This window comes from Corynebacterium genitalium ATCC 33030 (assembly GCF_000143825.1).
GTDB classification, from domain to species: Bacteria; Actinomycetota; Actinomycetes; order Mycobacteriales; family Mycobacteriaceae; genus Corynebacterium; species Corynebacterium genitalium.
In genome coordinates, this window is sequence record NZ_CM000961.1 from 1,934,740 (window position 1) to 1,955,695 (window position 20,956).

The following is a 20,956-nucleotide window of genomic DNA, read 5'->3' on the forward strand; positions in this document are numbered from 1 at the left end:
ATTTTCTTGCCCGGTGGTGTGACCCTGACTTCGCTAGTGTGGGAGCCATGGCTATCGGACGCTTGGGTATCGACGATGTGAGGCCCCGCACCACCGACGGGGCACTACCGACGAAGGCAGTTGTTGGGGAGGTCGTGCCGATCTCCGCGCTGGTGTGGCGCGAGGGACACGACGCTATCGCGGCGACAGTGGTGATCACTGCCCCGGACGGTTCGTCCCGCTCCGTGCTCATGACACCGGAGGAAAACCGCCCCGACTACTGCCACGCGGTGTTCACTCCAGACATGGAAGGCCTGTGGCGCTTCCGGGTTGAGGCTTGGTCTGATCCGGTGGCAACGTGGCGCAACGCAGTGACCAAGAAGTCCGCAGCAGGCCAGTCCGCCGAAGAGATGTCGAACGACCTCATCCACGGCGCTGAACTTTTCGAGCGTGCAGCGGCCGAGGGCGATTCCTCCCGGCGCGAATTGCTCACCGCTGCCGCAACAGCCTTGTCGTCGGATGCCCCGTTGCGGGAGCGTCTTGCCCCGGCGCTCGCCGACGATGTTGCCCAGTCCCTCCACTCCCACCCCGTCCGCGACCTGATCACCCAGGGCCCGGAGTGCGAAATCCTCGTCGAGCGCAGCAAGGCCCTGTTCAGCTCCTGGTACGAGCTCTTTCCCCGCTCCACCGGCGGGTGGGATGAACAGGGCCGCCCCGTCCACGGCACCTTCGCCACTACTGCGGAGGCTCTGCCGCGTGTCGCCGCGATGGGTTTTGACACCGTCTACTTCCCGCCGATCCACCCCATCGGGGAAGTCAACCGTAAGGGCCCGAACAACACTCTGGTGGCTGAGGACGGCGACGTGGGCTCCCCGTGGGCGATCGGTTCCGTATTGGGCGGCCACGACGCGGTCCACCCGGAGCTGGGTACGACCGAGGATCTGCGCGCGCTGTTGGACCGAGCTGAAGAGCTGGGCTTGGAAGTCGCGCTCGACTTCGCTCTCCAGGCCGCGCCCGACCACCCGTGGGCCAAGGAGCACCCTGACTTCTTCACCGTGCTGGCGGACGGCACCATCGCGTTTGCCGAGAACCCGCCCAAGAAGTACCAGGACATCTACCCCATCAACTTCGACAACGCCTCTGATGTCATCTACGAAGAGATCTACCGCGCGTTGATGACGTGGGTGGACCTGGGCATCACCACCTTCCGCGTGGACAACCCGCACACGAAACCGGTTGACTTCTGGCACTGGTTAATCGCCAAAGTCCACGAGACACACCCTGAGGTGATCTTCCTGGCAGAGGCGTTCACCCGCCCACCGCGCCTGCTCGGCCTGGCCAAGGCTGGGTTCTCGCAGTCCTACACCTACTTCCCGTGGAAGACCACGAAAAAGGAGCTGACCGGCTTCGCACAAGACTGCGTTCGCTTCGCCGACATCTCTCGCCCGTCCTTCTGGGTGAACACCCCGGACATTCTCCAGGCCTTCATCCAGACCGGGAACCGGGCGGCATTTGCCATCCGTGCCACCCTGGCATCGACCTTGAGCCCGCTGTGGGGCATGTACTCCGGTTTCGAGCTGTACGAGCACGAGCCGGTCGCCCCGGGCAGCGAGGAGTACCTGGACTCCGAGAAGTACCAGCTCCGCCCGCGCGACTTCGCTGGTGCTGAGGAGCGCGGGGATTCGCTCGCCCCGTACATCACCTTGCTCAACCAGATCCGCAAGGACCACCCTGCTCTGCAGCAGTTGCGCAACCTGCACTTCCACACCGCAGACAACGACCAGGTCATTGCGTACTCCAAGTTCGATGCAGCCACCGGCGACTGCATCCTCGTCGTGGTCAACCTCGATCCGACCTACGCACAGGAATGCAACGTGACGCTGAACATGGAGGCCCTCGGTTTGGCCCCCAGTGCCACCTTCCCGGTGCACGACCTCGTCTCCGGCGCCGACTACGAATGGACCATGCGCAACTACGTGCGCTTGAGCCCGATGGAGAATGTCGCGCACATCTTCAGGCTCCCGCTTATCGACGCATCCCTGCGCGAGCGCCTCGCCTTCCGCGATCTCGCAGACGCTGACTACCGCCCCTAACGCTTTAGATAACCCGCAAAGGAACACCATGACCTCCCCTGACCCCCAGCTGCTCATCCCCGAGGCAGACCGTCAGCGCCTGATCGAGTGCAAGCACCACGCTCCCCACGACTTCTACGGCTGGCACTCGACACCATCCGGCTCCGTGATCCGTGCCCGCGTGCTCGGCGCGACCGCAGTGGACGTGCTCATCCACAACCAAGGCCTGCCCATGACCCCCATCGGGGACGACATCTGGGTACTCGGGCTCGAAGATGACCTCGCGCCGGATTACCGCCTGCAGATCACCTACCCGGAGGGCGACCCGGTGATCACGGCGGACCCGTACCACTTCCTGCCCACGCTCACGTCGTTCGACCTGCACCTTCTCGGTGAGGGCCGCCACGAGCGCCTGTGGGAAGTCCTCGGCGCGAACCAGCACACCTACCACACCCCGATGGGCGATGTTTCCGGTACCTCGTTCGCTGTATGGGCCCCGAACGCACAGGGCGTTGCCGTCGTCGGTGACTTCTGCAACTGGAACCCGAACCAGTACCCGATGCGCACCCTGGGCTCGACGGGCGTGTGGGAGATCTTCATTCCGGACCTCGCGCCGGGCACCCAGTACAAGTTCACTGTCCAGGGTGTGGATGGTGTCGCACGCGACAAGGCCGACCCGCTGGCCAAGCAGACAATGACCCCGCCGGAGACGGTGTCGGTCATCGCCGGCGAGAGCACCTACGAGTGGCGCGATCACGAGTGGATGGCGGCCCGTCCGGGCATTGACGCTACGAACGCCCCGATGAGCGTCTACGAGTGCCACGTCGGCTCCTGGCGCGTCGGTTACGGCTACCGCGAGCTGGCCAAGGAGCTTGTCCCCTACTTGGTCGAGAACGGTTTCACCCATGTGGAGTTCCTGCCTGTCGCCGAGCACCCCTTCGGTGGATCCTGGGGGTACCAGGTCACCGGCTACTACGCACCGACCGCGCGCTGGGGCACCCCGGATGACTTCCGCTATCTCGTAGACACCCTCCACCAGGCCGGCATCGGCGTGATCGTTGACTGGGTGCCCGCGCACTTCCCGAAGGACGATTGGGCCCTGGGTCGTTTCGACGGTACCGCCCTCTACGAGCACCCGGACTGGCGCCGCGGCGAGCAGAAAGACTGGGGCACCTACGTCTTCGACTTCGGCCGCAACGAGGTGCGCAACTTCCTCGTGGCCAACGCTCTGTACTGGTTCGAGGAGTTCCACCTCGACGGCATGCGTGTCGATGCGGTGGCCTCGATGCTGTACCTGGACTACTCCCGCGAGCCGGGCGAGTGGCTGCCCAATGAGTTCGGCGGCCGCGAGAACCTCGACGCAGTTCAGTTCCTCCAGGAGTTCAACGCCACCGTGCACCGTTCCCACCCCGGTGTGCTCACCATCGCCGAAGAGTCCACTGCGTGGCCGGGTGTCACGGCGCAGACCTCTGCCGACGGCCTAGGTTTCTCCCTGAAGTGGAACATGGGTTGGATGAATGACACCCTCGAGTACTTCTCCCTCGACCCGATACACCGCTCCTTCCACCACAACGAGGTCACGTTCTCCCTCGTCTATGCCTTCTCCGAGAGCTACGTGCTCCCCTTCTCCCACGACGAGGTGGTCCATGGAAAGGGATCCCTGTGGGAGCGCATGCCGGGTGATGAGTGGAACAAGGCCGCCGGTGTGCGCACCCTGTTCGGCTACATGTTCTCCCACCCGGGCAAGCAGCTGATGTTCATGGGCTGCGAGTTCGGCCAGCAGACCGAGTGGGCTGAAGCCGGCTCCGTCAACTGGGACAACTTGGAAGGCTGGGGCGCCGAATACCACGAGGGCATCCGCACACTCGTCCGCGACCTCAACCACCTGTACAAGGACACCCCGGCACTGTTCAGCCAGGACAATACCCCCATGGGTTTCCAGTGGATCAAGGGCGATGACGCTGACCACAACGTCCTGGCCTACATCCGCTGGGGCGTGGACTCTGTGCCGGTGCTGGCCGTGGTCAACCTGTCCGGCGCCCCGCAGACGGATTACCGCCTTGGTCTACCCCGCGCTGGCGAGTGGGAGCTCATCCTCAATACCGACGACGCCAAGTACCAGGGTGCTGGTAATGAGCTGCCGGACACTGTCGCCACCGAGGACCGTGAATGGGACACCTTCGAGCAGTCCGCAACCTTCCACATCCCGGCTATGAGCGTGCAGTACTACACGCTGCGGTAAGCGCGGGTGAGGTAGGCAGGGCGAGGGACGTGAGTTAACCCTCGCCCAAATGCTTTTCGACGCTAGCCACCTTGCCCTCAATCTGCCCCGTGTACCCAGGGCGGATGTCGGCCTTGATCACCAGCGACACGCGCGGAGACACTTCCTGCACGGCTTCAGTGGCGCGTTTGACCACGTCCATCACCTCGTCCCACTCTCCTTCGACGAGCGTGAACATCGCGTTCGTCTCATTAGGCAGACCCGAATCGCGCACGATTTTCACCGCGCGTGAGACCGCCTCAGACATCGCGGCAGTGTTGTCGGGAGTTTCGGTCGGGGCAACGGAGAACGCGAGAATCATGGCCCTAAGCTTAGCGGGATCGCTTATCTACGCTCCCAGCAATGGCGGTGCCAATGCCTCCGGTCATCCCCTTGCCTGCCGGTGTCGCGCGGCCATGCGACGATATGCGCCACCCCGGGCGGAATGTTCTGATTGCAGCGGGGGCACACGTAGAACTTCGTCGCCGAAGCAGATCCGATCTGGCGCACCAAGTAGATGTCCCCGTGCGGGCCTTCTTCCTCCCGCGTGCCCCAATAGGTGCCGCCGTCGCGAGGGAGGCTGCGGCCCGGCATGTACGCTCCCCTGTCGCGCCGATTTCTCCGTGGCATGGGCTGCTTTCTATCTCGCGGTCCTAGAACAGGCGCAGTTCGTTGGATTCGATGCCGCGCAGTTCGTCATAGTCGAGCGTGACGCACCGAATGCCGCGGTCCTCGGCGAGTGTCTTCGCTTGCGGCTTGATCTCTTGCGCGGCGAACACGCCCTTGACAGGCCCGACGAGGCTGTCGCGGCCGAGCATGTCCAAATAGCGGCTGAGCTGCTCGACGCCGTCGATGCCGCCGCGGCGTTTAACCTCCACGGCGACCGCTATCCCCTCGCCGTCGCGGGCCATGATGTCCACCGGACCGAGCGGGGTTGGGTACTCGCGGCGGACCAGGGTGAAACCGTCGCCCAGTGTAGTGATGTGCTCTGCCAAAAGCTCCTGGAGATGCGCCTCCACGCCGTCCTTGACCAACCCCGGATCGGTGCCCAAGTCGTAGGACAAGTCCTCGTGGATCTCTTCGAGAGTCACGCGCAGCTGCTCGCCCTTCGGGTTCTCCACCACCCACAACTGGGCCCCCGTGTCCTCGTCGTCGACGTCGAGAATCGGCTCTTCTGTAATCGTGCACGGCGGAGTCATCCAGTTCAGCGGCTTGTAGGCACGGTCGTCCGCGTGCACCGACAACGACCCGTCAGCTTTGATCATGATCAACCGGTCCGCCAAGGGCAAGTGTGCGTCGAGGCGGCCGACGTAGTCCACAGAGCAACGGGCAATAACGAGACGCATGGGTTCCAGCCTAGCGGGCTTAGGTCTGCGCCTTGAAAGCGCGGTTGCGCAGGTGCTCGATATCAGCACGCACATGGCGTTTATCCGGGGCAGACTCCAGCCATGAGATCAGCGCCATCGACGCATGGCACTCCGTGGCGAACTCGTAGTCGTTGCCATCCGCAGAAAAAAGAACAACCACCTCGACCCCGGGCATGAAATCCCGCTCGGTCTCAGTGGCTTTTCTGCGTCCCGTAATGGAAATGTCGCTGCGCGTGAGTACCTCATCCGCCCCGAAAGACAGGGAGCGCAGCTTGTAAAAGCGCATGTGGTCGCCGGAGTACGTGATCACGCCGTGGCGCCAACCGTGCGTCCCCTGCGCCGGTAGCACCCGGATCAGCGCCTGAGTGCCGTTGTTGCGCACCGTCAGAAACCGCCACACCGCCGCGCAGACGGCGATGACCGCCACCACGATAAGCAGGTACCCGACGATCTTCATAAAGAGCCAGTGTAACCGCCAGATTGTTCACAGTGAATAGACGAAAGTTTGACCACCCCCGCACGCAAAGGGTGAACCCCCGTCCAGACTGACCTGGACGGGGGTTCAACCCGATAAATCGCGAGTGCGCGTACTACGCGCTGCCAATGCGGCGAAGAGCAGCCTGCTCAGAATCGCGGCGCGCCTTCTGGGCCGGATCCTCGTCGTCGAACTGCTCGTTGCTGTCCACCTCAGAGGCGAACTTCGCGGAGTCAGCCAAGACGGTGACCTTGTTTCCCACCACGGAAACGAACCCGCCCTGGACAGCGGCGACGACTTTGTCGCCGTCGGCCGGGCTGATGGTCACTACACCATCTTCTTTGAGCTGGCCAAGGAAAGGCTCGTGGCCGGGCATGAAGCCGATCTCACCATCGGTGGTCTGGACGGTGACAATGGATGCCTCGCCGGACCACAGCATGCGATCAACGGAGACCAGTTCTGCGGTGATTTCAGCCATGAGCTTCTCCTACTTCTCTTGCAGCTTCTTGTACTGAGCTTCGACGTCCTCGAGGCCACCAAGGTTGTTGAAGGCCTGCTCCGGGTAGTGGTCGAACTCGCCCTCAGCCAGCTTGTCAAAGGCCTCGATGGTCTCCTCGAGCGGGACGTACGAGCCCTCGTCGCCGGTGAACTTCTTCGCAACGAAGAAGTTCTGGCCGAGGAAGCGCTGGATCTTACGAGCGCGCATAACGGTGATCTTGTCCTCTTCGGACAGCTCGTCCATACCGAGGATGGCGATGATGTCCTGCAGCTCCTTGTTCTTCTGCAGGATGTTGATCACCTTCTGAGCGACACCGTAGTGGCGCTCGCCGACAATACCCGGCTCCAGGATGCGGGAGGTCGAGGTCAGCGGGTCCACAGCCGGGTAAATACCCTTCGAGGCGATGGAACGCGACAGCTCGGTCGTCGCATCCAGGTGGGCGAAGGTCGTCGCCGGGGCCGGGTCGGTGTAGTCATCCGCAGGCACGTAAACGGCCTGCAGGGACGTAATCGAACGGCCCTTGGTGGAGGTAATGCGCTCCTGGAGGACACCCATCTCGTCGGCAAGCGTCGGCTGGTAGCCCACAGCGGACGGCATGCGGCCGAGCAGCGTGGACACCTCAGAACCTGCCTGGGTGAAACGGAAGATGTTGTCGATGAACAGCAGCACGTCCTGGTTCTGCACATCGCGGAAGTACTCCGCCATGGTCAGGCCGGACAGGGCCACGCGCATACGAACCCCCGGCGGCTCATCCATCTGGCCGAAGACAAGGGCGGTATCCGGAAGGACGCCCATGTCCTCCATTTCCAGGAAGAGGTCCGTACCCTCACGGGTGCGCTCGCCGACACCGGCGAAGACCGACGTACCCGAGAACTCGCGAGCGATACGGGTAATCATCTCCTGGATCAGAACGGTCTTACCCACACCGGCACCGCCGAACAGGCCGATCTTTCCGCCCTTGACGTACGGGGTGAGCAGGTCGATGACCTTAATACCGGTCTCCAGGATCTCGGTCTTACCCTCGAGGTCCTTGAACTCCGGCGGCTCACGGTGGATACCCCAACGATCGCCGTCCTTGCCCACAGAAGGATCATCCAAGCACTCGCCGAGCGCGTTGAAGACGTGGCCCTTAACCTGGTCACCAACCGGAACCGAAATCGGGTTACCGGAGTCGCGGACCTGCGCGCCACGGACGAGGCCATCGGTCGGAGCCATGGCGATCGTGCGGACAAGGCCGTCGTTGAGGAACTGTGCCACCTCGAGGATGACAGTCTTAGCCACTGCATCGAGCTCAATGTCGACCTCGAGTGCGTTGTAGAGTTCAGGCAGCTCGCCGCGCGGGAACTCCACGTCGACGACTGCACCGATGACGCGGACGACGCGGCCGTTATCCGAACCAGCCGGCTTGCGCTCATCAGCGGAAGCCTGGTTGGCGGCACCGGAGGCTGCGACGTTGTCCTCAGCCCCGGTCGGCTCGTCGTTACGCTCATCGTGAGATAGAGCTGTAGTCATGATTTAGTCACTTTCTCCGCTACCGGACAACGCTCCAGCGCCGCCGATAATCTCGGTGATTTCCTGAGTAATTTTTGCCTGACGCAACTGGTTGGCTTCACGGGACAGCCCGTTAGCCAACTCCGTCGCGTTGTCCGTCGCATTCTTCATCGCGGTACGGCGCGATGCAGACTCCGCCGCCGACGCCTCCAGGAAGATCGAGTAGAGCGTCCTGGACACGTACGCTGGGAGAAGGCTCTCCATGAGCGTCTCAGCGTCCGGCTCGAACTCCATGTCCGGCATGGTCTCGCCTGACGTGGTGAACAAGTCCTCTTGCTCGAACTCGACGTCCTCGAAGACGGGCTCGATGGGCAGCAGCTGGTGAGCCGTTGCCTCTTGCGACAGCATGGAGACGAACTTGGTGTAAACCACGTGGACCTGGTCGAAGCCTCGAATGGCCTGGCCTTCCGGCGCGCGGATGCCCTCGCGCCACTTGACCTCACCTTCCGAGGTGGCTTCAAAACCGCCGACCATGTGGTGGCGCACGTCGTGCGTACCCTCCCACGTCGGGTCCTGGGACCAACCAGTCCACTCCCCCGCGATCTCCTGATCACGGAAGTCGTAGTGGGTCACACCCTTGCCGCCGGTGACGTAGCGGACAACCTCGTAGCCGGCGTCGCGGAGCATGCGCTCCAGCTCGCCAGCCTTCTTGAGCACGTTGTGGTTGTAACCGCCGGCCATACCGCGGTCAGAGGTGACCACCAGCATTGCGGCGACCTTGGCGTTTTCGCGCTGGCGAAGCATCGGGTGGTCCAGGTTGGTCGCAGCGACAAGCCGCTCCATGACATCCTGCATCTCGTTGGCGTACGGCTGAGCCGCCTCCACGCGACGCTGGGCCTTGGTAATGCGCGATGTTGCGATCAGTTCCTGGGCTTTGGTGATCTTCTTTGTCGAGTTGACCGACTTGATGCGGTCACGCAGTTCGCGAAGTGTTGCCATAGTGTGTGCTCCTCCTCTCTCTTAAGTCGTGTTTCTCTAGGTTCTTTAGCCCAGAACAGCGCGAGTCTGAACTAATCCTTCTTCTGCGACTTGTGAGAGACGTTGAGCTGCTGCTTCGAGATGTCGCTCTCGTCCATAGCATCAGCCTCCGGCTCGCGCACGACACGCTCGCCGCCGGAGGTCTGGAAGTTCTGGGCGAAGCTCTCGTTGACGCGGGCCAGGGTCTCCTTCGACTCGTCGGACAGGGCTGCGCCGCCGTCGACCTGCTCGTAGACCTCAGGGGCCTCAGCGCGGATCGTCTCGTGCAGCTCTGCCTCATAACGGCGGACATCTTCGACGGGAACGGAGTCGAATGCGCCCTCGTTAGCGAGGTGGATGGAGATGATCTGGAACTCGACCGGCTGGGGGGAGTTCTCCGGCTGCTTCAGCAGCTCGACGAGGCGCTGGCCGCGCTCGAGCTGGCGCTTGGAAGCGTCATCCAGGTCGGACGCGAACGCTGCGAAAGACTCGAGGTCGCGGTATGCGGCCAAGTCCAGACGGAGGTTACCCGCGACCTTCTTCATGCCCTTGGTCTGTGCGGCACCACCGACACGGGAGACGGAAATACCGACGTCAATGGCCGGGCGGACACCCTGGTTGAACAGGTCGGACTGCAGGAAGCACTGACCGTCCGTAATTGAGATGACGTTGGTCGGAATGAAGGCACCGACATCGTTCGCCTTGGTCTCGATGATCGGAAGGGCCGTCAGAGAGCCGGCGCCGAGCTCGTCGTTAAGCTTGGCAGCGCGCTCCAGCAGACGGGAGTGCAGGTAGAAGACGTCACCCGGGTATGCCTCGCGGCCCGGCGGGCGGCGCAGCAGCAGCGAGATGGCGCGGTAGGCCTCAGCCTGCTTGGTCAGGTCATCGTAGACCACCAGAACGTGGTTGCCCTGGTACATCCAGTGCTGGCCCAGAGCAGCACCGGCGAACGGTGCCAGCCACTTGAAGCCTGCGGAGTCGGATGCCGGAGCGGCAACGATGGTGGTGTACTCGAGTGCGCCGTGCTCCTCGAGGGTGCGGCGCACACCAGCAATGGTCGAGCCCTTCTGGCCGATGGCAACGTAGATGCAGCGGACCTGCTTCGTCTTATCACCGGACTCCCAGTAGGCCTTCTGGTTGAGGATGGTGTCGATGCAGACCGCAGTCTTACCGGTCTTACGGTCACCAATGATCAGCTGGCGCTGTCCGCGGCCGATCGGCGTCATGGCGTCAATCGCCTTGATGCCGGTCTGCATCGGCTCCTCAACCGGCTGACGGTCGAGCACGCCTGCTGCCTGAAGCTCGAGCACACGCTCTTCGTCAGCCTCAATCGGACCCAGGCCGTCAATCGGCTGGCCCAGGGGGTTGATCACGCGGCCGAGGAATGCCTCCCCGACCGGGATGGACAGGACCTCACCGGTCCTGGAAACTTTGTCGCCTTCGTAGATCGTCTCGAAGTCACCCAGGACCACCACGCCGACGGTGTCGGTGTCGAGGTTCTGTGCGACGCCGATGACGCCGTTGGAGAACTCAAGCAGCTCGTTGGTCATGCAGCTCGGCAGCCCGGAAACCTGGGCAATACCATCTGCAGCCGACGTCACCACGCCGACCTCCTCACGGGAGGCCTCCGCGGAGTAGCTCGAGGTGTAGTTCGCTATCGCGCTACGGATCTCATCGGAGGAGATCGTCAGCTCCGCCATAATCTTTCCTGCTCTCGGTAGATTCTTCCAGCAATTTCGTTTTAGTAAGCCGTGTTGGCTGCCATGTCGGCACGCATGCGCTCAAGTTTTCCGCGCGTGGAGCCGTCAATGAGTTCATCGCCAACGCGGATGGTCACACCACCGAGGAGGCTGGGGTCAACCTCAGTGTGAATGGCCATCTCGCGGCCGTAAATCTGTCCAAGCTTTTCTGCCAGTGCCTCGCGCTGAGAATCAGTCAGCTCAGTTGCAGCGGTCACTGCCGCAAACTCCCGACCTGTCAGTTCGGCCGACTCGCGTGCGATGCCTGCGATGTCGTCGACCGGATTGTCCTCTGGGCGGCCGACCACCTGCAGCGCCAACGCCTCGGTGTACATAGACACCTTGCCGTAGAGCACGCTGGCCAAAAGCTGACGCTTCTGGTCCGTGGTGGCGGTGCGGTCAGACAGCAGCTGGGTGAGTTCGCTCTCGCGCTCAAAGAGACGAGACAGCTGGAAGAGCTCGGATTCGACCTCGCCCAACTTGTTCTCGCTCTCTGCGCCGCGCAGGAGTGCCCTGCGGCCCAAGTGCACGAGTCCCTCACGGAATTCGCGCGGGGCGGACCACTCGCGTGCGCTTGCCTCGCGCAGCACCTCAAGCGTTGCTTCAGCGACCTTGCCGCTGAAGATCTCGCTCATGATGCCAACACGCTGCTCTTCGGCGAGCGAAGAGTCAGCCACGGCGATGCGCAGCGCACGGTTCTTGTCCAGCTGGTCCACAACAAGGAACAGCTCGGTGCCCACCTGGGCTGCGACGGATACGGACTCGCCTGCGTCGGCTTTGTCGCGGATGATCGCGTCCAGTTTCTCTGCGACGGCCGACTGTGCTTCGCGGCTAGCTGCTCTCATCGACGCCTCACTTTCCGGATGCCGAGCGTGCGGACACGGTGTCCAGCTGGCTCAAGAAACTGTCGATGGTGTTGGAACGGCGGGTGGAATCCGACAGTTCCTCGCCGAGGAGCTCCTCTGCGAGGTTGATGGAGTTCTGGCCGATCTCGTTGCGCAGCTCAGCAATGACCTGCTCACGGGAGGCCATCAGCTGCTTCTCACCAGCTTCGACAATGCGACGGGACTCAGCCTCAGCGTTGGCGCGTGCCTGTGCTTCGATTTCCTTGCCCTTTTCGCGGGCAGCTTCGCGGATCTCGTTAGCTTCGGCGCGTGCCTGTGCCAGCTGAGCGTTGTTCTTCTCCAGAGCAGCCTTTGCCTGTGCCTGAGCGGACTCAGCCCGCTCGATACCGCCCTTGATCCTGTCTTCGCGCTCAGCCAGAACTTCCTGGAACTTCGGCAGAACGAATTTCCAGAAGAGGATGAAGACGATAATGAAGACGACGAGGGACCAGACGATGTCGTACGGCGCGGGGAGCAGAATGCTCGGAGAAGCACCAGCGGGATCTCCCTCGAGGTTCAGCTTCTCGCCGCCCTCAGCCGCAAGTAGGTGAATGACGTTCGTCATTGGTTACTCCTGATCTAAAAGGTCTTACAAACTTCTTTTGTGCGAAGTGTTCTTTTAGAACAGGAAGCCGGCGACCAGGCCGATCAGGGCCAGTGCCTCGACGAAGGCGATACCCAGGAACATCGTGGTGCGCAGCTGGCCAGCCATCTCCGGCTGACGTGCCATGCCCTCGACGGTCTTGCCGACGAGGATGCCGATGCCGAGGCCCGGGCCGATGGTGGCAATGCCGTAGCCGATGGTGCCGAGACCGGTCACGGTCTGCTCGTTTGCCTGGGCGAGGATGATGTCGTTCATGGAAAGTCGTTCCCTTTCTTGATGTCCGGCCCGTTGCTGGCCCGGACGGTGACGAAATGTGTGGGGTTATTCAGTTGGCCTGTCAGTCAGTTCGCGCCTGACTAGTGCGAATCTGCGTGCAGCGACAGCTCGATGTACACCGCGACCAGAAGGGCGAAGATGTACGCCTGCAGGAAGATGATGATCAGCTCGTACAGGGTGAACAACAGCGCTGCGATCACAGTCAGACCACTCACTGCCGTCCATGCGTTGAGCTGCCAGAAGAAGAAGTTCGTGGCGGAGTACAACAGGACGAGAATGATGTGGCCCGCAAGGAAGTTCGCCATGAGACGAAGAGCCAGCGTGACCGGACGCAGAATGAACGTCGAGAAGAACTCGATCGGCACCACCAGAAGGTGAAGAGCCGGCGGCAAGTTCGGAATCACAAGGGAGTGCTTCACGTACTTGCCAAAGCCGTGGCGGGCGGCACCCGCGTAGATCATGGCGATGTATCCCACCAGCGCCAGCACAATCGGCATGCCAATGCGAGAGTTCGGCGAGATGTTCAACCCCGGAATGATCGTGGCTACGTTCATGAATAGGACCGTGAAGAAGATGGTGGCGATAACCGGCAGGAACCGCTTCCCCTCCTTCTTGCCCAAGATGTCTTCGGCGATTTGCACGCGGACGAAGTCCACGGCGATCTCACCAAGGTTTTGCAGGCCCGACGGAACCAATTTGGGGTTCCGGAAGGCGACAGCAAAAAGGACCACAAGCACGAGCGCCATCAGAAGACGGACGATCATGATGCGGTCCAGCGCGAACCAACCACCGAGGAAGTTTTCCCCGATGATGTGTAGGCCCTCATTGTATGTTTGCCCCGGGAAAAATTCTGGGCCAAGTTCAGGCGCGTGGAAGCTACCCTTCATGGCCAAAGTTGTAACGCTCAGCGTTCTCTCCCGTTCTCGGGCCGCGAACCTGTCGGGATTCGCGGTGCGATGGACGTCTTGAAGTTCTGCCTACCGCGGCGGACTCCGTCGCACATCAGCTACCGCGGGACAGGGGTGAGACCCGCGATTAGCCTATCAGCAGGACCCCCAAAACGTGCATGTTGGGGGGAGGTAGTCTTCGCCGATTTACCTGCTGGCTCACAGCCGTCACATTATGGCAGGTGTAGGCGATTTTCATGCGCCTGTTACGTCAGTCACAGACGGAGCACAGGGGGCAGAACAGCTCCCCCGCGCGCTTGTCGACGCCCCGTGCGTCACCCCACATACGTCACGTTCGTCGTCATCACGCCCCATACTTCGGTGGCGAGAACGACGATGAGCGCGAGGATGACAGTCACACCGAGCGCGGTAGTGTCATAGAAGTCCATGGTGCGCAGCCACATGAGCGCCAGGATCAAGACGATGAGCTTGACCAACCAGCTGCCCAGGACGACCGCCATGGTTGTTGAGGGGGATGTACCCGACGTCGCCAGAACTGACGCGACGGTCAATAGGACGAACCCGCCGCCGATCGCCGCACCGATGAGCACGCCCCAAATGCCCGGCAGGTCCCGGATGCTCCCCCAGATCGCCAAAGAGATGATGGTCATCGCAATGAGCGCCCATCCGCCTGCTTTGAAAGCACGGATGAGCGGGCGGCGGTGGTCCTGGAACTCAGAAGTATCGTTCACGGCGTGGCCGGATGTTCGGGCGTCGGAAGTGTTCACGGACCCTGATACTACAGAAGGCCCAGTTGCTTCTCGACGCTCCGCTGCTAACGCCAGATAATCGGCTCCACGGTATTACCGGCATCGGCAACACCGGGAAGACCGTAGTCAAACGGGTACATCAACGTCGCCGGCCGCGCTGCATCTTTGCCGCCCAGTTCGACGGCGGCTACAGCAGCGCGCGCGTATGGGTAGTTCATAACCAAACCCGCTTGGGCCACCGGCACCCGCGATGCCGGGGGGATGCCGCAAGCGTCGTCCGCACCGCCGACAAGTCGCATTGTCGTTTCGCCTTCGGTGGTGCCGGGCAACAGTTCCGGGGGCACGACAGCCGCCCCGCTGATGTCACCCACTCCGGGGACGACATCATCGCGACCAGAAGCCTTGGCGACCGCGCCGAGGTACGCAATGTCGTAGGCGAAGCACACGTACTCCTTGTTGCCTTCGGCGGCCGTGGCCGGGGCCAGTGCGACCTGCTCAGGGGCAAGGTCAATTCCCTGGTACGGGGTCACGGACCAGACCAGCAGACGGCCTTCAGCATCAGCGCTCGCAACAATCGCGGGCTCACCGAAGGGCAATTCTGTCCCCGGTGGAGTCAGTCTCGTTTCCACACCGTTCGGGTAAAGAACCTCGGGGATCTTTGGCGCGGGCTCGTTCGACTGCTCAGCGCTGTCGCTCAACTCACCCTCGTTGTCGACGGGGCTTTCCTCAGATTGAGCTTCTCCACTCTTGCTACCGATGGGCTTCAGCGATTCTTTTCCGTCCCGCGCGGTCATGGGCTCTGGGTGTGCCCCGCTGCTACAGGCGGCAGCACTTAGCCCCACCCCGACGGCGGTGATCACCGAGAGGATAGCTCGTTGCGCCACGTGTCGTACGCGGCCCATTTCTTTAGTTTTCTTCATGTCACGGGTACCTCAATGTTGAAGGTTTATTCTCTAGGGTCGCTTTGCTCCGCATCTGTTGGGGTGTGGGTGTTCTCACCTGCAGCAGCCGGCGCCGCGGTGGAGCGGTCTTCGCTGACTGGCGCATTCTTCGGCACCAGTCGCTTACTCACGCCCTTGCACGTCTTAGAGATGATGCGCTCCAAGGGCCCCTGGCCGAATGCAAGATGCCAGAAGCTGGCGAAGATGAGGAAGAATATTACTTGGCCCAGGAACCATTCCGTCCGGTAGGCCTTGATCGAGTCGGTGAAGTAGGCGAATGAGACCAGGTGGGTGACATAAATGGTCAGCGTCATCGATCCAGCCGCGATCAGCGGGAACAGCACGTGGCGCAGTGCCTGCGAGATAACCAACGTGAGCCCGAGGAACAGCACCGCGAAGCCGAGTGATTTCACCAGCGAGAAAGGCGTGTTCGTGTGCGGGCCGTCAATGGCTAGCCACCATAACGTGTCGGTAGGAAGATGCTTCGAGGGACCGTAATCGATCGTGTCGATGATGTCTTCCGCGTCATAACCGTCGGTGTAGTAGTAGAGCGCCTCAAAGCCGCCAAGGTAGTCGATGAGAAACCACGACGTGATCGAACCAATGGCGATGAGCACAAGGCCCCAGAGAATGAGCCGCGCCTCAGTCAGCAACCAGCGCAGGTTCATCCGTCCTAGCGCCATGCCGACGCAGATGTAGGCCATCCACGTGATCACGGGATAAGTGCCTCCGGCAAGGAGTGTCAGAAGGGTTTCTACTGGCTGCGTGAACAAGGACGTGAAGTTCGGGTTTGCGGGGCCCTTGTAATCAACGAAGGAGTTCAACGCGAAAATCGCGAGCGGCCCGAGAACGATGAAGCCTCCGGCGGTGATCAAGAGACTGCGGATCCGCATCCCGGTGAGCAACACCGCTACCAAGAACATCAGACCGTAGTACGGCAAGATGTTGAAGACACGCAGGGGCAGCTCGCTGATGGCCAAGCCCAACAGCAAGATCAGGATCGCACGGGTAACAAGGGAAACCCTGCTACGCGTCATCCGCCGGCCCTGATGCGGGTTATTCGCGCCAGTAATCAGCGCTACGGAGATTCCCGCCAAGAGAGCGAACAGCGCAGCGGCATTACCCGCTAGGAGCTGCCAGACCACGGTCGGCCGCCCCGTATAGGGGCTGTACGCGGGCAGAATGTGCACCGCGATCATGCCAAGCAGCGCGAACCCGCGCGCGACATCGAGGCCGACGATGCGCTTCGGGTTGCCACTGGGCCCGAACGCCCGATCAGAGGTCCAACGTACCCTGGACGGCCCCAAAACTTCGGGGCTCGGACCATCCTCCGGTGGAGGTAGCGTCTCCTTTTGTCCATCCCAAATGGGCCGGACTCCCGCTGGTCCTGGGGTGGGGCGAGCTACGGATTCCTCAGTTGAGGGATTCACTGATGATGACATACTGCTGTTTTCCTACTTCATCAACTGCATCAAACGGCGGAATAGTGCGCATCTGAGAGAGTGACCTTGCCTGATTGATCGTCTGCCGGCGCTTCGTCTGCTGGCGCTTCTACGTGCGCGACCGGGTTGCCGGACCAGACAGTATCCGCGGGGATACCGTCGTTGCGCAAGACCAGGGAGCCCGGTTCGATCGTCGTTCGATCGCCTAGGGACGATCCTGGCAACATGAAGCTGTTCGGGCCGAGGGTGGCTCCCATGCCCAACTCGACGGTCTCCAAGGCCATCACTCTGTCGTGGAACAGGTGGGTCTGCAACACGGTTCCGCGGTTGACCGTGGAACGGTCGCCGAGCCTGATCAAGTCGAATTCAGGCAGCCACCACGATTCACACCAAACGTGCTTGCCAATATGGCAGCCCATCATGCGCAGCCACCAGTTGTGCATAGGGGAACCCAGCGACATCCGGATCAAAGACGGGACAGCGAGCAACTCGGCGAAGTTATCGACGAGCTCACCGCGCCACACAAATGTGGAGAACAGGGTATGGTCGCCTGATTTGAACCTTCCGACCAGCAGCCACTTCGCGACGATGGGAACAGTACTTGCGATGATTCCGGCGGCGAGCACAACCGGGAACACCCACAACAAGACGGCGTTGAATCCAGCCTGACCCATGCCTGCACGCATGTAGATCTCGGTGAGCACCCACACGATGAACAGATCGAGGTACGCCGTCACCATGATCGGCACGATGCGGAACGCCTCGACGACTGCGCGGGCCACCTTGAGATAACGCGGTGGCTTGAACGTGTGAGCCACGTCGGCTTCGACGTGGGCGCGGGGAATCTCACGGATGGAACGTCCGAGCCACGAGGTGCCTCGGCCCGGCCGGTAAGGGGAAGAAGACAACACTGCGATGAGGGCGTCTTCGGGAAGATCGTGATCAGCACCGACAATTCCGGAATTACCGACGAAGGAGCCGTCACTCACCACCGTCGTTCCGAGGTGGACCCATCCGTTGCCTTGTCGTGCAGCACTGCACAGTGAGTGGTCCGCAAGGAAGCATCGGTCGCCGATGGAGGTCAGGTGCGGAATGGTCTCGACGGTTGAGATCTCGGTGTCCTCGCCAACACGAGCACCAAGGATGCGCAGGAATGCCGGGGGCAACCACCCTGCGTACATGAAGTAGGTGGAGGTCAATGTCTTCTGCAGGAGAGTGTGGGTCATCCACACCGCCCAGCCAGTAGTGCTTCGCTGCGGGAAGTACCCGGGCTGGATGAACACAGAGCAGAACCGCACGCTGAGCACGACCAAAGCGAGCCATGTCACCATGACCAGAAGAATGAAGACTGGTGTCCATGCTGCGAGAATCGGAAACACATCTTGGTACCGGTCGCGGGACCACACTGTCGGATAGATCAGCAAGATGCCTGGCAGACTTGCCAGTACGGGCAGCAGCGTCATCCACGCCATTCCTGCACCGAAGTAGATACCGCGCTCGAAACGGTTCACCAGTGTCACAGAGCCGCGGCGTGCAGCTTCCTCCGGAGAAAGCTCCGGCCACGTCAATCCGGCTTCGCCGCGGTCTGCCAGTGGTGATCCACCGTAAAGGCGACCCGGAGCGACCTCACCGGAAACACACGAGCCCGAGAGGATTTCGGCGTTGGCGCCGATGCGGGAGTTAGGCGTGACAAAGGTGCGAAGGCCGACACGGACCCCATCTTCGATATCGATGCTGCCAAGGATGAACGTGTCCCCTTCAATCCAGTGGCCCAAGATATCGACCTCTTGTTCCAGCGACACTCGGTCGCCGATTGTGGCCAAACCGGTGACAGGAGGCATGGTCGCCAGTTCTCCGTCGCGTCCGACCGAATTACCCAAGAGACGGAAGAACAGTGGAGCCATCGGGGTGCCCAGAAGTGTCTCGAGCTTCAAGTACGTGACGTACCGCTCAGCAGCCCACACTCGCATGTGAGTCCACCCGCCGCGGAGATACTCACCTGGTCGAATACCGATGGTGAGCAAACGTGAGACAAGCGTGGCTTGTGCCACCTTGCCGGGTAGCGAGAACAGGACGATCCAGCCAATGAGCAGCGGCCAGAAAGGAAGTGCCGGGACCCACGGGGCATCCAGGAATACGTCGAGGGCCCATACGACCAGTAACGCACCGACCACGTAGCGCGCCGCGTTGACAAGGTAGATTCCGCACACCCAAAGGAACTGGAAGATGCCCGTCCACCAAGGAATCTTCTTCGGCGTCGGCCGAGGTTCCAGCGTCGCATTCAAGGTCTCAAGGTAGGCGGCCATGTCCTCGAGAGTCGGGTTGTCGTACAACGCGCCGATATCGAGTGCTGGGTAGTCCGCTCGCAAGTCGACGGCGAGCTTGGCCAATGCGACCGACGACCCGCCATTCTCAAAGAAGTTGGCATCTGCTTCGAGCGGAACAGGACCCAGCTGGTCTGCCCACTTGCCTGCGAGCCAGTGCAGCTCAGGGGACAATCCAGCGGTCACTTCTCCGGAGTCTGGCAGCGGCCATGGCAAGGCACCCCTGTCCACCTTTCCCGACGTTTTCATCGGGAGCGAATCCATGACGCAGATCGACGGTGCGATGCCGCCCGGCAGCACTGTGGAAAGGTGAGCGCGAACCTCCTGGAGGTCAAGCTCACCCTCAGCAACGACGTAGCCGACGATGATGTCCGATCCGGCCGCAGTAGTCTTTTTCGCGGCCGCGGCAGCCGAAATGCCCGGCGTGCTGGCCAGGGCTCGGTCAATCTCACCGAGCTCCATTCGTCGACCACCGAACTTGATCTGATCATCGGTGCGCCCGGCGAAGATCAATCCGTCTCGCTCGGCGACGACAAGATCTCCTGTGCGGTACGCACGGTCCCACCCAAGGGCAGGGATGGGAGCATACTTCTCTGCGTCCTTAGCAGGGTCGAGGTACCTACCAAGGCCGACTCCTGCGACAACCAGCTCGCCCGATTGTCCCCACTCGACCGGCTGCTCGGTTTCAGGGTCGATCACCGCGAGTTCCCACCCGGGTGTAGCTCGGCCGATGCGGACCGGTTCGTCGTTTTCAAGTCGTTCCATCTTGTGGCCCGAACAGATGACTGTCGTTTCGGTCGGCCCGTAGGTGTTCCACAATTCGCGCCCTGGCGCGACAAGGCGGTTCACAAGTTCCTTGGGTAGTGCTTCTCCACCGAAAATGAGAAGGCGTACTGCGCTAAGGGACTCGGTGGGCCAGAAAGACGCGAGCGTAGGCACAGTAGACACCGCAGTGATTTCGTGCTCAGTGATCCACTGCCCCAGGGCGTCTGCCGAGCGGACAATGTCGCGCGGAGCAGCGACCAGGGTCGCACCGTAGCGCCATGCCAGCCACATTTCCTCGCACGAGGCATCGAAGGCAACGGACAGTCCGGCCATGACGCGATCTTGCGGTCCAAGCGGAGCATCCACAAGGTACATCCGGGCTTCTGCGTCAACCAGGGCAGCTGCAGAGCGGTGGCTCACCGCAACGCCTTTCGGTTTACCGGTGGAACCGGAGGTGAAGATGATCCATGCGTCATCGCTGAGACCCGGGCGTCCGGGTTCTACCTGTGCGCCGACTTCACGGTGCATGGTGAGCATCAGGCGCGCGCCGTACACCGCCGCAACATTGGCTTCTTCCCACACAGTCGTGGCGCGTGAATCTGGGTCATCCCAGTCCACAGGCACGTAAGCAGCCCCGGCACAAATGGTTGCCAGAATTGCCACGTAGAGGTCGGTCGTTCCCGACGGCACGCGGATTCCAATTCGATCACCGACACCGATTCCGTAGCTTGCAAGAATCTCGACCTGTTCATCGATTCGCTCGGCAAGCTCCCGGTATGTCAGCGTTCCATCTGAACCGGACAGTGCCGGGGCATCTGGAAACTGATTGACAGTTTCCATAAAGATGTCGACCAATGTCCTGGGTTCAGGGACTTCCTCGACACCGTAGATAGCTAGTGACGGATCATCGAACTCGTCCGATGTCCGATTGTCCTCTGTATGCACCGCAAACCTCCTAGTGCAAGTTTCGATCGGCAGCAGTAGGCATCACAGTTGACTTCAAGCTAGGAAACGCTGAACCGTAACGGATGACTGCTACCTGATACATCAATTATTCAGCTCTTAGACTTCATTTAAGGAGTGCCCATTAAAGCAGTTTAATGTTGCGTTTATCAACTCATTGAGCATCGAGGGACCTTGCATGTCCACAAGATACCTCGAAAT

Annotated in this window: 18 protein-coding genes; 2 read left to right on the forward strand and 16 right to left on the reverse strand. The window is 61.5% G+C overall.

The window, feature by feature from the left end:
- The first annotated feature begins 47 nt into the window (after positions 1 to 47).
- Both HMPREF0291_RS09155 and glgB read left to right on the forward strand, forming a co-directional pair.
- Positions 48 to 2,072, forward strand: a complete 2,025-nt coding sequence (locus HMPREF0291_RS09155; RefSeq protein ID WP_005290529.1) for a maltotransferase domain-containing protein — start codon at positions 48 to 50, stop codon at positions 2,070 to 2,072.
- 28 nt (positions 2,073 to 2,100) lie between these two features.
- Positions 2,101 to 4,293, forward strand: coding sequence for a 1,4-alpha-glucan branching protein GlgB (gene glgB / locus HMPREF0291_RS09160; protein WP_005290531.1), 2,193 nt, complete (start codon positions 2,101 to 2,103; stop codon positions 4,291 to 4,293).
- A 34-nt stretch (positions 4,294 to 4,327) separates the two neighbouring features.
- Here glgB and HMPREF0291_RS09165 read toward each other — a convergent pair whose 3' ends face one another.
- The 16 genes from HMPREF0291_RS09165 to HMPREF0291_RS09235 form a co-directional block, all read right to left on the reverse strand.
- Positions 4,328 to 4,633, reverse strand: a complete 306-nt coding sequence (locus HMPREF0291_RS09165; protein ID WP_005290533.1) for a thiamine-binding protein — start codon at positions 4,631 to 4,633, stop codon at positions 4,328 to 4,330.
- Between the two features lie 23 nt (positions 4,634 to 4,656).
- Positions 4,657 to 4,941, reverse strand: a complete 285-nt coding sequence (locus HMPREF0291_RS11640) for a hypothetical protein (protein ID WP_083770313.1) — start codon at positions 4,939 to 4,941, stop codon at positions 4,657 to 4,659.
- A 23-nt stretch (positions 4,942 to 4,964) separates the two neighbouring features.
- Positions 4,965 to 5,657 carry an endonuclease NucS gene (gene nucS, locus HMPREF0291_RS09170; protein ID WP_005290536.1) on the reverse strand — a complete coding sequence of 231 codons (693 nt, stop codon included), beginning with the start codon at positions 5,655 to 5,657 and terminating at the stop codon, positions 4,965 to 4,967.
- A gap of 19 nt (positions 5,658 to 5,676) precedes the next feature.
- Positions 5,677 to 6,135 carry a DUF2550 domain-containing protein gene (locus HMPREF0291_RS09175; protein ID WP_005290537.1) on the reverse strand — a complete coding sequence of 153 codons (459 nt, stop codon included), beginning with the start codon at positions 6,133 to 6,135 and terminating at the stop codon, positions 5,677 to 5,679.
- A gap of 133 nt (positions 6,136 to 6,268) precedes the next feature.
- Positions 6,269 to 6,631 carry a F0F1 ATP synthase subunit epsilon gene (locus HMPREF0291_RS09180; RefSeq protein WP_005290538.1) on the reverse strand — a complete coding sequence of 121 codons (363 nt, stop codon included), beginning with the start codon at positions 6,629 to 6,631 and terminating at the stop codon, positions 6,269 to 6,271.
- 9 nt (positions 6,632 to 6,640) lie between these two features.
- On the reverse strand, positions 6,641 to 8,164 hold the full coding sequence (gene atpD / locus HMPREF0291_RS09185) for a F0F1 ATP synthase subunit beta (RefSeq protein WP_005290540.1): 1,524 nt from the start codon (positions 8,162 to 8,164) through the stop codon (positions 6,641 to 6,643).
- 3 nt (positions 8,165 to 8,167) lie between these two features.
- On the reverse strand, positions 8,168 to 9,142 hold the full coding sequence (locus HMPREF0291_RS09190) for a F0F1 ATP synthase subunit gamma (protein WP_005290542.1): 975 nt from the start codon (positions 9,140 to 9,142) through the stop codon (positions 8,168 to 8,170).
- 71 nt (positions 9,143 to 9,213) lie between these two features.
- Positions 9,214 to 10,860, reverse strand: coding sequence for a F0F1 ATP synthase subunit alpha (gene atpA / locus HMPREF0291_RS09195; protein ID WP_005290544.1), 1,647 nt, complete (start codon positions 10,858 to 10,860; stop codon positions 9,214 to 9,216).
- A 41-nt stretch (positions 10,861 to 10,901) separates the two neighbouring features.
- Positions 10,902 to 11,744 (reverse strand): F0F1 ATP synthase subunit delta, encoded by an 843-nt coding sequence (locus tag HMPREF0291_RS09200; RefSeq protein ID WP_005290546.1) that lies wholly within the window; start codon positions 11,742 to 11,744, stop codon positions 10,902 to 10,904.
- A gap of 7 nt (positions 11,745 to 11,751) precedes the next feature.
- Positions 11,752 to 12,348 (reverse strand): F0F1 ATP synthase subunit B, encoded by a 597-nt coding sequence (locus tag HMPREF0291_RS09205; protein ID WP_005290548.1) that lies wholly within the window; start codon positions 12,346 to 12,348, stop codon positions 11,752 to 11,754.
- 54 nt (positions 12,349 to 12,402) lie between these two features.
- Positions 12,403 to 12,642 carry an ATP synthase F0 subunit C gene (locus HMPREF0291_RS09210; protein ID WP_005290550.1) on the reverse strand — a complete coding sequence of 80 codons (240 nt, stop codon included), beginning with the start codon at positions 12,640 to 12,642 and terminating at the stop codon, positions 12,403 to 12,405.
- 101 nt (positions 12,643 to 12,743) lie between these two features.
- The gene (gene atpB, locus HMPREF0291_RS09215) at positions 12,744 to 13,550 is read right to left on the reverse strand and encodes a F0F1 ATP synthase subunit A (protein ID WP_005290553.1); all 807 of its coding nucleotides are present in this window, start codon (positions 13,548 to 13,550) and stop codon (positions 12,744 to 12,746) included.
- A 335-nt stretch (positions 13,551 to 13,885) separates the two neighbouring features.
- Positions 13,886 to 14,338 (reverse strand): hypothetical protein, encoded by a 453-nt coding sequence (locus tag HMPREF0291_RS09220; protein ID WP_005290555.1) that lies wholly within the window; start codon positions 14,336 to 14,338, stop codon positions 13,886 to 13,888.
- 47 nt (positions 14,339 to 14,385) lie between these two features.
- The gene (locus tag HMPREF0291_RS09225) at positions 14,386 to 15,240 is read right to left on the reverse strand and encodes a hypothetical protein (protein WP_005290557.1); all 855 of its coding nucleotides are present in this window, start codon (positions 15,238 to 15,240) and stop codon (positions 14,386 to 14,388) included.
- Positions 15,241 to 15,266: 26 nt separating this feature from the next.
- Complete coding sequence (locus HMPREF0291_RS09230) at positions 15,267 to 16,703, reverse strand: heparan-alpha-glucosaminide N-acetyltransferase domain-containing protein (RefSeq protein ID WP_083770315.1); 1,437 nt, start codon at positions 16,701 to 16,703, stop codon at positions 15,267 to 15,269.
- Between the two features lie 29 nt (positions 16,704 to 16,732).
- Positions 16,733 to 20,737, reverse strand: coding sequence for a Pls/PosA family non-ribosomal peptide synthetase (locus HMPREF0291_RS09235; protein WP_005290562.1), 4,005 nt, complete (start codon positions 20,735 to 20,737; stop codon positions 16,733 to 16,735).
- Positions 20,738 to 20,956 lie beyond the last annotated feature (219 nt).